The sequence below is a fragment of the Planococcus sp. 1R117A genome (genome assembly GCF_051417975.1).
Lineage (GTDB): Bacteria > Bacillota > Bacilli > Bacillales_A > Planococcaceae > Planococcus > Planococcus shenhongbingii.
Genome location: NZ_JBPRLO010000002.1, coordinates 194735 through 207912, shown reverse-complemented (window position 1 = coordinate 207912; position 13178 = coordinate 194735). Strand labels below are relative to the sequence as shown.

At 44.5% G+C, this 13178-nt stretch carries 12 protein-coding genes and 1 pseudogene; 1 reads left to right on the top strand and 12 read right to left on the bottom strand.

All coding sequences use genetic code 11. From position 1 onward, the window contains the following. Nucleotides 1–2 precede the first annotated feature (2 nt). The 7 genes and pseudogenes from ACSFXN_RS06440 to ACSFXN_RS06410 all read right to left on the bottom strand — a co-directional run bounded on the left by ACSFXN_RS06440 (nucleotide 3) and on the right by ACSFXN_RS06410 (nucleotide 6850). Nucleotides 3–1139 (bottom strand): M20 peptidase aminoacylase family protein, encoded by a 1137-nt coding sequence (locus ACSFXN_RS06440; RefSeq protein ID WP_437149356.1) that lies wholly within the window; start codon nucleotides 1137–1139, stop codon nucleotides 3–5. After that, complete coding sequence (locus tag ACSFXN_RS06435; RefSeq protein ID WP_437149355.1) at nucleotides 1136–1996, bottom strand: MurR/RpiR family transcriptional regulator; 861 nt, start codon at nucleotides 1994–1996, stop codon at nucleotides 1136–1138. Before ACSFXN_RS06435 ends, ACSFXN_RS06440 begins: the two co-directional genes overlap by 4 nt. Nucleotides 1997–2509: 513 nt before the next feature. Further along, nucleotides 2510–2905, bottom strand: a complete 396-nt coding sequence (locus ACSFXN_RS06430) for a TetR family transcriptional regulator C-terminal domain-containing protein (protein WP_437149900.1) — start codon at nucleotides 2903–2905, stop codon at nucleotides 2510–2512. 51 nt (nucleotides 2906–2956) lie between these two features. Continuing rightward, a pseudogene (locus tag ACSFXN_RS06425) lies at nucleotides 2957–3118 on the bottom strand (TetR/AcrR family transcriptional regulator); the annotation flags it as partial. Between the two features lie 444 nt (nucleotides 3119–3562). Then, on the bottom strand, nucleotides 3563–4054 hold the full coding sequence (locus tag ACSFXN_RS06420; protein ID WP_437149354.1) for a DUF1648 domain-containing protein: 492 nt from the start codon (nucleotides 4052–4054) through the stop codon (nucleotides 3563–3565). Nucleotides 4055–4159: 105 nt separating this feature from the next. Next, nucleotides 4160–5761: a pyruvate oxidase gene (locus ACSFXN_RS06415; RefSeq protein WP_437149353.1), complete on the bottom strand. Its 1602-nt coding sequence runs from the start codon at nucleotides 5759–5761 to the stop codon at nucleotides 4160–4162. A 66-nt stretch (nucleotides 5762–5827) separates the two neighbouring features. Next, on the bottom strand, nucleotides 5828–6850 hold the full coding sequence (locus tag ACSFXN_RS06410; protein ID WP_437149899.1) for a zinc-binding alcohol dehydrogenase family protein: 1023 nt from the start codon (nucleotides 6848–6850) through the stop codon (nucleotides 5828–5830). Nucleotides 6851–7104: 254 nt separating this feature from the next. Here ACSFXN_RS06410 and ACSFXN_RS06405 point away from each other — a divergent pair, with 254 nt between their 5' ends. Next, a complete protein-coding gene (locus ACSFXN_RS06405; RefSeq protein ID WP_437149352.1) occupies nucleotides 7105–8133 on the top strand; it encodes an alpha/beta fold hydrolase in 1029 nt (342 codons plus the stop codon). 113 nt (nucleotides 8134–8246) lie between these two features. On the opposite strand, the gene ACSFXN_RS06400 is transcribed toward ACSFXN_RS06405, so the two are convergent. The 5 genes from ACSFXN_RS06400 to ACSFXN_RS06380 all read right to left on the bottom strand — a co-directional run bounded on the left by ACSFXN_RS06400 (nucleotide 8247) and on the right by ACSFXN_RS06380 (nucleotide 13143). Continuing rightward, nucleotides 8247–8957 carry a class F sortase gene (locus ACSFXN_RS06400; RefSeq protein WP_437149351.1) on the bottom strand — a complete coding sequence of 237 codons (711 nt, stop codon included), beginning with the start codon at nucleotides 8955–8957 and terminating at the stop codon, nucleotides 8247–8249. Between the two features lie 57 nt (nucleotides 8958–9014). Continuing rightward, nucleotides 9015–10355, bottom strand: coding sequence for a copper amine oxidase (locus ACSFXN_RS06395; RefSeq protein WP_437149350.1), 1341 nt, complete (start codon nucleotides 10353–10355; stop codon nucleotides 9015–9017). Nucleotides 10356–10668: 313 nt separating this feature from the next. After that, nucleotides 10669–11649 carry an aldo/keto reductase gene (locus ACSFXN_RS06390; RefSeq protein ID WP_437149349.1) on the bottom strand — a complete coding sequence of 327 codons (981 nt, stop codon included), beginning with the start codon at nucleotides 11647–11649 and terminating at the stop codon, nucleotides 10669–10671. A 165-nt stretch (nucleotides 11650–11814) separates the two neighbouring features. Continuing rightward, nucleotides 11815–12372, bottom strand: a complete 558-nt coding sequence (locus tag ACSFXN_RS06385; protein ID WP_437149348.1) for an alpha/beta hydrolase — start codon at nucleotides 12370–12372, stop codon at nucleotides 11815–11817. Between the two features lie 117 nt (nucleotides 12373–12489). Further along, entirely contained in the window at nucleotides 12490–13143 is a 654-nt protein-coding gene (locus tag ACSFXN_RS06380) for a vWA domain-containing protein (protein WP_437149347.1), read from the bottom strand. Between the last annotated feature and the right edge of the window lie 35 nt (nucleotides 13144–13178).

Genomic DNA, 13178 nt, shown 5'->3' with positions numbered 1-13178 from the left:
TGTCACTTCCCTTGTTCTAGATGTTCAAAAGTACGTTGGACTGTACGGGCCAGAATCTCAATGCCAACAATCAAACTATCCTGATTAAACGTCATTGCCGGATGGTGGAGGCCAGGAGCTAAATCGCAGCCAAGCCCAAGCATCGTCGCTTTGATTGAAGGACGCTTCAGCGTATAAAAGTGAAAATCTTCTCCTCCAGGTGTAATGATTGGCGGCACTAAAAATTCTTCGCCTACAGTTTCTGCAATGGCCTGTCCCATAATTTCAACAGCCGTGTCATCCACTTCAGCAGCCGCGATTTCTGCCGCCACTTCATAAGGAATTTTCACTCCGGCCATTTCTGCCACAGCCTGCATCGCTTTAATGACTTGTGCAAATAATTTATCCATGACCCCATTTGTTTGGGCACGCATATCAATGCTGAACACTGCATTTCCCGGAATGATATTTGCCGATTCACCGCCGGCCTGGAACATCGTCAATTTTGCGGAATGCGGGACCATCGGATTGATTTGGATGGAATGAATGGCCTGTACAAGAAGCGCCATCACTTCAATGGCATTTTGCCCTTCGTGCGGCCGTGCTCCATGTGCATCTGTTCCATGAATCGATCCTTTGAGCATTTTTGCGGATCCGTGCATGATAGCTGGAGATGCATAGCCATGGCTGATTTCTTGAAACGGACGAAGATGGACGCCATACAGAAAATCGATGTCGTCGACAATTCCTTTCTCGACAAATGACAGGGCGCCCGTGCCTTTTTCTTCTGCCGGCTGGAAAATCACTTTCAAGCGGCCTTTTTCCGGGATGCCAAGTTTTTTCAACGTAAGAAGTGCCCCGACAGCAAGCGTCATATGCGCATCGTGTCCGCAGGAATGATTGGCCTGATACTTTCCATCCACTTCCTGCCACAATGCATCGATGTCTGTACGAAGCCCGATACACGGCTCACCGCTGCCCACTGTGACAACCAATCCTGTTGAATCATCGAAAGTCTGTACTTCAAATCCTTCACTTTCCAGCAGCTCTTTTAAATAGTTGGTGGTCTCAACTTCTTTCCAGCTGATTTCCGGATGTGTATGCAAATGCTGGAATACCTCTTCCACGACCGGTTTTATTTCTTCCAGTACTGCTTTCATTGACGATCTGCCCCTTCCATAAATAAGAAATCACTGTCCAAAGCCCGATAATCTTCCTGCCGTTTTCGAAACTTCCCTTTGCCTTTCACCACGACTCCTGCTACCAGTGCGTTTAGAAAAGAAAATAATGTCGCTGTCGCGTCAAGCGTTGACTTGTTTGGCGAATAAATCGGAAACACCACATCGCTATGTTGCTGGATTGGTGCCAATTGGGAATCTGTCACGCCAATGATAAAGACTCCCTGTTGTTTTGCCAGTTCCGCGATCCGGATCGGTTGTTTCAAATAACGATGGAAGGAAATGGCGACCAAAACGGAATTGCTGTCCATTTCACTGAGTACCTGGATGATGTCTTCCGTTTCTGGACGGATCTGGCACACTTTGCCTCTAACAAGATTTAGGGTAAATGTTAGCCAATGTGCTGCCGCAAACGATGAACGGAGCCCCAATATATAGACAGTGTCCGCTTTTGCTAATTTTTCAACCGCGGTTTCGTAATGTTTTTCATCAATTTGTTTCATTGTTGCGTAAATGGCTGACCGATCGCGCTCCATTACTTCTTCTAAAAAATGAGGCTGCTGCTCCAAATCCATTTTGGATTGCTGATAGGCATCCAAGCTGCTTTCGTTAGAAAGCAATTGCTCCCGGATGGCCTTTTGCAACTCTGCATAGCCGGACAGCTCAAGGCTGTAGCAAAAACGAATTACCGTGGTTTCACTGACCCCTATGGAATCCCCAACATCCTGAGCCGGTTCAAGGGCTATTTTTCTCGGATTGTCCAAGACATAGGTAGCCACTTTTTTCTGGCTTTTTGATAAGTCGCTGTATCGTTCTTGAATCAATTCCGATAATTTCATAGTATCTTCCTTTTGAAGTTGAGACGTCTTTTATTTACTAAATGAAGTTTATGCTTCATTTATGATTTTGTTTAATTTATCACACAATTCTAACAAACGCAATATACTGCATACAATTTGTAAATTTTTTTATTGTTGAAACTTTTAAAGTGGATTTACTTATAGAACGAAAAAAAGCAGGGAACACTTCAAAAGAAAAAGTATGTTGAGGAGCACTGTGGAAGCACAACTTACAATGAAAATCCTGCTTATATAATGGTGTTGAACTATTAAATGCATAAAAAAAGGGCTGGTTAAAAAAATCCTGAAAGATCCGTCTAATATTTCAATTCAGTTTCAACAAGAAAAAATCCAGCCCTGACTAGCGGCTGGATTTGTTTATTTAACTGGCAAGCGGCGTAGTTTAATTAGCAGGTAACCACAAAGTAGATTACATAATATAGTTATAATTGATATTCATTCTGTGTATCTTTATGCAAACGACTCATTGCCGCGGTGATTTTCGTCTTTCAGCTACCAGCCTGTTGTTCCGAATTCTTCGCTGCAAGCTGAATTCAAATGATAAATGATGATTCTTTTCATCCTGTTCGCCTCTAAAAGTTCTGGTCTGATCATGGCATCGAGCGCCAGGCCATCCATTAAACAATACAGCCTTTCCGTTTCCAGATGCAGATCTGAATCTTTTTTCAATAGATTCAGCAAGACTAGATACGACATGACTTCTTTAATCGCCAAATACACGCTGTCCTGCTGGGCATCGAATTTATCTCCTTTATGCCGTGTATAAACCTTGAATACCAGCCTTGCTTCCACTTCCAGCCTTTTTTCTTCAGAGGACGGCAATAAATTAAGCAATACCTGGACGATTTTTTCTTTCGGCGGCATGTCGAGCTTAAATACTCTTCTCATCCTTTCAGCAGTCCTTTGATATACGAGCTCTCTGGAATACGCAATTAACTCTTCTTGGGTGGAGAAATAATAACGCAGCGCTCCTAACGATACTCCCGCCTCCTTTGCGACCGCTCTTACGGATGCTCCTCCCAGACCTTGTTCTAAAATGATTTTCCACGCGGCTTCAGCTATCGACTGTTTAACTTCTTCGTGATTAGTTAGTTTTGGCATAACCTTATTTTATCAGAATACTATTAATTTTCAATATATTAATACAACTGTATTAAATAAATTTTGCTTACACTATCTTTTCAATACAGTTGTATTAGCAAAAAGTTAATAACTTTAAGGCACTGGGGATAACTCATAAAACATGTGGGTTACTCACATCAAAGTCTTCTATTTAAATTATACGTGTCTTTTTCGACTTGATTATCCACGATTTTGCTTCATTTCGCTTTTTTAATCTTCAGTTGCCTTTCCACTAATTGAATGCTGCTATTCATTTTTGTCTACAGCCTAAATACAGAACATGTAAAAGAAATGCCAGTATAATGCACTTCCGCTCCCCTCCCCTGCCGGCCTATTTTTCACAAAAAAGAATCGGTTGTTTCCCCCATTGAAAAAAGAGAGTGGGTTTCCAAATACAATCGGAAGCCACACTCTTTTTTTACTTTACAGCCGGATCATCCGAACCATAAATGCTAAAATGGTAGCGAAAATCAAGCTCAGAAAAATCGGCATGAATCCTACACCTAATCCTTCTGCATCTCCACTTGCCACTTGCATGTTCTGATAAGTGATAAAGCAAAATAATAAGATCATTTCATTTTTCAGCACATTCATCATGAGCATCCCAATTTTATACTGGGCTTCTGCGTTTTTCTCTGTAAGATTCAAGTAATTATAGGTATGGGGAAACTTCTCCATAACGAACATGAAGATCCATAAAGCCGCGCCGATGATCGGCAAAAAGAATAATTCATTTTTACTTCCCCATCGATCAACTTCTCCTGCACCGTTATAATGCCCTGGCACCCGTTCTGGCAATGAACCATACTGGCTGAAGAGATAAATGAGCAATGCTGCAAATGCGATGATTGCAATTGCATCGAGCAAAAGCGCAAAGCGAGGTTTTGTAATATCGATTTTCGGTTGATTGTTCATCTAGTCCCCTCCCCTCTCCATTCATTTTACGAAAAAAGAAGCGCCGGTTTCAGAAAACAGAAAAAAATCCTTTGTCTAAAATAGACAAAGGATTTTAACAGGCCATTATTCAAGCGGAGAGATATCCTCAACATAAGCATCAATGACAACCGGTTTATTGCTTCTTTTCGCTTTAGCCAACGCTTCTTTCAGTTCTGATCGACTCTTTGCGGTATAGCCGATTCCACCACAAGCCGCTGCAAAAGCAGCAAAATCGATATTGGCGATTTCCACATTCGTCGCGGGATTGCCTTTTTGTTCTTGTTCGTGTTCGATAAGCTGGATTTTTTGGTTGTTAAAGACAACAAGCGTCATTGGCAAGTTGTATTTGACGGCCGTAACGAAATCCTGCATCCCCATGGAAAAACCGCCATCGCCAATCAATCCAATCACTTGCCGTTCCGGATAAGCCAATTTTGCAGCGATAGCTCCTGGCAGTGAACAGCCCATTGTTGCAAGCCAGGCCGATACGACAAGAGACTGTCCCGAAAGCTGCAGATAACGGGCAGTCCAGATGGTAACACTGCCAACATCAAGTGATATAACAGCATCTTTCTCCATGATTTGCTGAACTTCCGCTAATACATGCTGCGGCTGGAGAACCGGAGTTTCTTTGTCCATATCATTTTGCATCTCAGCTCGCCAAACTTTTCGTTTCTGCATGTATTTTTCTAAAAAATCCGTTTCCTTTTCATCCGCTTGTGCTGTAAACCATGAAATTGCCGGTCCAAGATCACCTACAATCCCTACTGTCACGGGATAATATTTTCCAATCACTCGCGGTTCAATGTCGATTTGAATCGCTGGAGCATTGTCTGGCAAATAGTCACGGTAAGGAAATGCAGTGCCCGCCAAAATCAGCAAATCTGCTTCTTTCATCGCTTCTTCAGACGGCTTGGTTCCCAGTTGGCCAAGCTGCCCGAGATTTTGCGGATGGTCATCCGGTATAATCCCTTTTGCAGGAAGCGAAGCGATAATGGGCGCTTTGATCTTTTCAGCAAATGCCAGCAATTCCGCTTCAGCTCCTCTTGCGCCTTTGCCAGCCAAAATCACTGGTTTTTTCGCTGCCTGAATCAAACGGGCACCTTCCTGCAAATCGTCTTCTGCCGCACGGATTTTTGGTATAGCATATGCTGAAGACGTCAAGGGTACGTCCCGTTTTATCTTTTCAGCGAATAAATCATCCGACACAATCAATACCGCCGGCCCTTTTTCAGCGTAAGCAGTCCGGATTGCCTGGTTCAGCATGTCCGGCAGCTGTTCCGCCTTTTGCACGCTCCGGTTATAGACGGCCACGTCTTCAAACATTGATTCAAGTTTCAGCTCCTGGAATGTATCCGTTCCGACCGATGTGCTGCTTACTTGGCCGACAATCGCCAGTACGGGCGTCTTGTCTTTTTGCGCATCGTATAATCCGTTTTGCAAATGGACTGCGCCCGGCCCGGCAATCGACATACAAACGCCGATTTTGCCAGTAAGTTTTGAATATGCGGATGCAGCCAATGCACCAGTTTCTTCGTGGCGGATTTGGATAAAACGAATCGCATCTTCTTTACGCAGTTCCTCCATAAATTCATTAATTGAATCTCCAGGCATTCCGTAAATATGGTCTACGCCCCATTCCTTGAGCAAGTCGATTACATAACTGCCAGCCTTGTTTTCAAACATTGCTTCCCCTCATTTCTCATTAAATTTATACAGCATTCCTTTCGAGCCGCTTATCGCTTCTATTGATTACTGTTCAAATGGGCCTTCGAGTACAATTTTCCCGATGGTTTTGCCTGTCAGCAATTGGTCATAGGCTTGTTTTAAATTCTCGATATTGATGGGCTTAAAGTGTTTGTTCAGCGTAGAACGCAGTTTGCCTTCGTCAATCCAATCCGCCAAGTCATTGAGGTAATGGTGTTGTTCAATCATATCTTCCATTTGATAAATCGACCGGGTGTACATCAATTCATAAACAAACGTCACGCTTTTAGAGAAGAAAGCGATAGAGATCGGCTTTTGAGCCGGCAGAATCGAACATACCTTTCCTTGCGGCAAAATCACTTTGCCCATTGCTTCCATGTGGTCGTCGATATTTGTCAGGCAGAAAATATACTGCACTCCATCCAGACCCAACTCTTTCAATTGCTCAGGAATCGGCTCGCGGTGATTGATGACATGGTCGGCTCCATGCTCTCTTGCCCACTCGGCTGTTTCCTTCCTTGAAGCAGTACCCACCACTTGAAGGCCAACCAGTTTCGCAATCTGGGTCGCTGCTGATCCGACACCGCCTGCAGCGCCGATAATCAGAATTGTTTTTCCGCTATTATCCGCTGCAGTGCGGGAAATTCCTAAACGGTCAAACAGCGCTTCGCATACCGTTAAGCTGGTCAGCGGCATAGCCGCCGCCTGCGCAAAATCAAGGCTTTGCGGTTTTTTTCCGACGATGCGTTCATCCACCAAATGCAATTCACTTTGGCCGCCTGGCGCAGCACTCGTACCTGCATAGAAGACTTCATCACCTGTTTTAAACAACGAACAATTCTCTCCGGTAGCCACGACCACACCGGCAACGTCGCGGCCGACAATCGTCAATGAATCATCATTGTCTTTTTTGGCGTCACGTGTCCGTAAATCTGTCGGGTTTACCGAAATAGCCCGAACTTCGACAAGCAGATTTCTGCCGGTTGGTACGGGCCTGTCGATTTCAACGGATTCAAATTCAGGGGATTTCGATCGGTCTCCTGGCGCATAAAATCCTAATGCTTTCATTTTTTCCTGACTCACTGGCTTCGCCTCTTTCCTTAAAGTAAATAGTGCTTCTTATGTTCTGTTGTATTTCAAAAGCTAATTTCCATTTTTGATCCTAATACCTGCTTACCCTAAAAGGGTTATGAAAAACTCAAATAATTTTTCAAGTGACAGTTTGCAGCAGTATAAATTTGAGACAGCGATGGATGCTATAAAAATTTCAATGGACAAAAAGAGTATAATGATAAGTACAGATGCATGGGAAAGGAGATTCTATGTACAAAAATCCATATGAACAACTGTCTGGAAAGATTACTGCTCCTAAAATAACAAAAGCCGGCTTTCAAGAACTTCAATTTGATACCGGTCAGATCAAACTCAATTATGTGGCAGGTCCGGATAACGGTCCTCCACTGGTACTGATTCCTGCTCAAATAGGCATGTGGGAAAGCTATCAAAAAGTGATGGCGCCGCTCTCAAAAAAATTCCAAGTGTATGTCGTGGATATACGGGGACACGGCAAATCCAGCTGGACTCCCGGAGACTACTCCTGGGAAACTGTGGGATCTGATATGAGAGCATTTTTGGAAAATATAGTGAAACAGAAAGCCTTAATCGCCGGCAATTCTTCAGGCGGAATCATCGCTTTATGGTGCGCAGCCAATCTCCCACATCTTGTATCAGCCATTGTGCTGGAAGATGCCCCAGTGTTTTCTGTCGAAATGCCGCGATTCAAAGATCAGGACCGTTTTGTCTACAACGGGTTGAAAAAGCTCGTTGACAATATAGGGGATCCGGAAAACCGGGATCTGGCCACTTATTTTAACGGGATGGAAATGCCGGTTTCAGAAACACGGGTCAAGCGGGTGCCGCCGCAGTTTATCCGCTATTTGTCCAAAAAAATACAAAAATTTGAAGACGCCCATCCCGGACAGCCGATAGAAACCGGGTTTCCAAGTACGCTGAGGCTGCTGTTGAAATCACTTTCGATGTTCGACCCGGATTTTGCCCGGGCGTTTGTCGATGGCCGTTTTTATGAAGGAATTGATCACGCCGCTGCACTCCGGCGCCTCCAGTGTCCGATTCTGGTGCTCCATGCTGATTGGCATCGCTATCCGGACTACGGGCTGGTTGGAACTATGGATGACCGGGATGCCGAACGGATTTTGGAACTGGCCCCGCATGTCTGCTACAAAAAGATCCATGCCAACCATGTCATCCATGCCTTCAAACCAAAACAATATATCTCGGCAATAACTGAATTCGCGGCGGAAATTCAATTATTGCCAAAACTCGAAAAGTGATTTTCCGGATTTTGCATAATCGGTTTTTCAGAACTGCCTAAAGAAAGATCCTTTCCGAAAACAAGGAATTCTCATCCCTGGTTTCAGAAGGATCTTCAGTTTGATCATCAACCTTATTGCTTGTCTTTCTGTTCAACAAGCTCTGTATATACCACGAGCCGTTCTTCATAATGCCCAATCTTCCGATTAAACGAACCGGTGCATGTAATCAAATTCAATTTGGCTTTTTTGTGGTCACCAAAGATTTTCATCAATGGCGCTTCATCAGGCAGATAGATTTTTTTCTTTGTCACCACGAACGTCAGCTGATTGCCATCTGCATCGGCAACGTGGATTTGATCACCTTTTTCTAATTTATTTAAGCCATAAAAAATTGCTGGCCCTGATAACCCATCCACATGCCCTGCCATTACTGCATTTCCGGAGTCTCCCGGTTTTGCACCATGTTTATACCAGCCGACGGTCTCGATATCTTCAGGCACTGCCATACTGCCATCCTTGGCTTTTCCGACATGGACGACATCCGCCTTTACATCGATAGCCGGAATCTCGATGGCTATCGGTACAACTCCAGGCAATTTCGGCTGGATGATTGGATCCATTTTCACCGGCGGTTTTGGAACTGGGATGTTTTTGTCCTCAAATTTCTCTCTGCGCATCTGCCTTTCCCATATCCGGTCGCTCAAGCTCAAATTCATGAACTCTTGCTGATTGTCATTAGAGCCATTTGCCAATGTTTCCAGCGGCTGGACTGGGTTGCCGTTGATTGTCGTGAATAAAAACAGGAAATACAGGAGGATAAATTTTTTGGCAAACGAAGTCAAATATATCACCTCTCTGAAGAAAAAGAGGGGAAAGTTTCCCCTCTCCTTTTACATCATTCACTCCAAAACTTTCCTTCTGGAGAATACGAGCAAAGCAGCGATTATAAGGAAAGGCAGGCTCCAAAGAATCGAGTTCATATCAAACATGTGAGCCATGCCGCCCTGTCCGGTTTCAGGCATGGCCGGGACGCCTGCGAATTTATCCGGGAATTGCTGAACAAAAGCTGCACTGAACAACTTTGCCGTAGCAAACATATGTGTATATCCTTCACGTGCAGTCGTCCAGGCTTTTGCATAATCACCTGCTACAAAGCTGTCAAATGTGCCGAGTGTTGTATCGACATGCATCTGCAAAGCTTCGGAAACAGTGTCGACATCAAGGATTCCTTCAGTTGCTGTACTCATGAATTGAGAAAATTCATCCCGGAACTGGCCAAGATTTGCCACGGCCGCTTCTTTTTCTTCGGCGTTATTGTTTTTAACGGCATCTACATATTGGAGATAGTATTCATTATGGCTGTTCCAAAGCGCCGCAAATTGGTTTCCGGCTTCTTCCCCGTAAATGGAAGTAATGGCAGCAGCAACTTTGCCCGTATTGGCGTTCAGTGCAGCCAAGCTCGCTTCAAAATCCGGTGCATCCTGGAAACGCTTATGCATGACTGTGCCGGCAACAGCAAAGTGCTCACCGAGCAGCAGGTTCAGATCAGAGCGGAGATTGCCTGCCACTGTCAACGCCTTCGAATTATCGTATAACTCAGGGAATTGCTCCGCATATGCGGTGGATAGCGTTTTGCTCATCGTATTCACTAAATACGCCATTGCTTCACTTTGCATTGCGTAGGAGGTTGGGTAATCGCCTGCTACATAGGCATCGAACGACGCTTTGACCTGCTGTTCATGCGTCATGAGCATTTCTGCCACAGCGGCTTCAGGCAATTTCCCTTCAGACACCTCTGCTTGGAGAGCGGCAATTTTATGGGAACCCTGTTCCATTTTGTCCATCGCATTCTGCATCGCTTGCTGGTCGTTATTGGCGGCAGCAGTCGCATATTCAACAAATAAAGCATTGTGCTCGTTCCAAAGTGCGATAAACTCATCGGCAGGTCCTTCACCATAGACAGAGGCAAATCCGGCGCGCAGATCCTGGCTGTTCAGATTGGCCAGTTCTTTCAGCTGTTCTACATCCGGCTCTTTGTTGAAAATCTTGCGCATCAATGTGATGGTGCCAAAGCCATGTTCCGACAAAAGACGATCAATTTCACTTCTCATTTCCAAGGCTGCAGTGTCAACAGTCGCCACTTCACTTTGGTGGCTGTCTGCCAGCGCCGCCCCTCCTCCAACCGGGATCAGCATCACTAAAATCAATAACAGGGTGGTTGCTTTGTTCATTGCTTTCATTCCAAAACCTCCTATATTTTTTTGGCAACCAGTGCCCACTGTATATGTATGGCCAAGGAGAACGAGCTAGCAAGCGCAAGCAGCCTTTACTCCGTTTCCCTTCCGGTATTTTCCTTAAACTTATTTAACTAATTTTTTTGAATATTATATCTTTTTTCCTTCATTTTGAATAAAAATGCCTTATTGGTTAGTAAAATATACCATTTTCATTAGAATCTTTTGTCTGACTTCTATTCTTAGTCTCTTAAAATATACATATAAAAAAGCGCCGCTTCAGCGACGCATGTTTATATAGTATTGTTAGTTCAATTTATTATCGATTAACGCTTCTCATATTCGCATATCGGTCCCCAGCCGCAATTCCCTGCGGTGCTATTTCATTGATGCGCTTTAAGTCCGCGGACGACAATTCCACTTCTAATGCGCCAATATTTTCTTCCAGGTATTTCACCCGTTTGGTGCCAGGAATCGGAACAATGTCTTCTCCCTGTGCCAGCAGCCAGGCAAGCGCGAGTTGAGCCGGGCGACAGCCTTTATCCTTTGCCATTTCCTCCACTTTTTTTACCAAATCCAAGTTCTTTTGGAAGTTTTCACCCTGGAACCGAGGCGAACGGCGGCGGTAATCGTCTTCAGCCAAATCTTCAAACTTCCGGATCTGCCCTGTCAAAAAACCTCTTCCAAGCGGGCTATAAGGCACAAATCCAATGCCAAGCTCCCGGCATACCGGGAGAATTTCGTCTTCCACTTCCCGGCTCCAAAGCGAATACTCCGTCTGAAGTGCCGCAATCGGGTGAACTGCTGCTGCTTTCCGGAGAGTTTGCGGCGCAGCCTCAGACATGCCAAGAAAACGGACTTTCCCTTCTTTGACCAAATCACTCATAGCACCGATCGTCTCCTCAATTGGCACGTCCGGATCCACACGGTGCTGGTAATACAAATCAATGGTATCCAAGCCAAGACGGATCAAACTCGCATCACAGGCTTTTTCAACATAATCTGGATGGCCGTTAATGCCTTTAAAAGAGCCGTCCTCTCCTCTGACATTCCCGAATTTAGTAGCTATGACGACTTCATCGCGATGCCCCCTGATTGCCCGGCCAACTAATTCCTCGTTAGCACCCACACCGTACATATCAGCGGTATCCAGAAATGTAATGCCGCGGTCTATCGCTCGGTGAATCGTTTTGATCGATTCGTTGTCATTTCGTCCGCTGTAGAAATCCGACATTCCCATGCAGCCAAGCCCGATAGCGGAAACTTCAAGTTTTTGCTGCCCCAGTTTTCTTGTTTTCATCGTAATCACACTCTTTTCTTTTTCGATTTTGTTTAACCTTCATGGAATAATGGTTTCCAAAGGATAATCATCATCGGTAAAGCAAAAAGACACTGTTATTGGTGAAAACAAATTTCTTTCATTCGGTTACAGAATGTTTGTGTTTTGTTTACCTTTTTCAAGCTTTTATAAACTTTTCATTTCCTCTGACAGTTCTTTTAATCCCTTTTCAAAAAGGTGGCTATCGCCAGGAAGGCTTTTAACAGCAGCCGAAGGAAGAAGTTCCGTATATTTTTCAAGATGCGTGTAAGGTACGATACTGTCGCCAGTGCTATGAAAAAGGATGATCCGCGAAATCTCTGGAAGTTTCGTTGCAAAATCATCAGTTAATGTAAAATCTTCTTTTTCCCAGTATTTTTCCAATCCCCAGACGGGAGACGCAACAAGGAAGAGCGCTGGAAATGGTCCTTTTACAGGCTCTTCCGACAGAAATTTAAGCAAAGCTGAACCGCCGAGCGAGTGGCCGGCCAATATCGCACCTTCCCTTAGCTTAGTGAATTCAAATGCCAATTGATCTTTCCATTCGGTGTAGACAGGATTTTCAGGATCAGGCATTTCAGGATGAATCAGCTCAAAATCTCCATCCAGTTCTTTCTCTAAAAATCGAATAAGCCCGCTGCTCCCTTGGTTAAATCCTTGAGGCCCTGCACTATGAATAAACAAAACTTGCTTTTTCACTTCCATCGCCTCTTTTCAGTTTTCTTCTATTGTATGTATGGACCCCGTCAATGTCCAAGCAGCACGTTCACAGGCAGGTATAAATAAAGAATGGACCCTTCTTATACAAGGGCCCATTCTTTATCATTCCTGAGATCGTTTATCAAAATCCACTTCAATGTCTTTTTTCCAAGTACGGTCAACTTGCTTGCCGCGGCGGAAAGAACTGATCGTTTCACTCATCACCTTGTAATTCAACTGGGTGCCTGCTTCATCGGCGTGGTAATTGACCGCGAAGTCTTCAGCAATGCCGAAATCTCCCGCTGTCTTTACTGCATCAATATTGGCCCCCATAAAAAGGAATTCCCAATTATACAGTTCTTTCTGATGGCTGATCATCGACTTGATTTTTTTGTAATTGTATTCGCAGCTGGCGTTTTCCATGCCGTCAGTCGTAATAACGAACATCACTTTGCCAGCACGCTGGTCTTCACTGGTGCGTTTTTGCACATTGCCGATTTTATTGATCGTTGACCCGATTGCATCAAGCAGCGCCGTGGTACCGCCGACTTCGTACTCCTCCTCGGTCATTGGCGAAATGCCTGTTATCGGCAGGCGGTCATGGAGCAGCTCGTAATCATGATTGAACAGCACTGTCGTAACTTTTACATCTCCTGGCTCTTTTTTCTGTTTAGCCAGCAGCGCATTAAACCCGCCGATTGTATCACTTTCCAGTCCGCCCATCGAACCGCTTTTGTCGAGAATAAATACCAATTCCGTACTGTCTTTTAATGCCATTTTATTTTCCTCCTCAAATTGTAATCCGGAGTGCT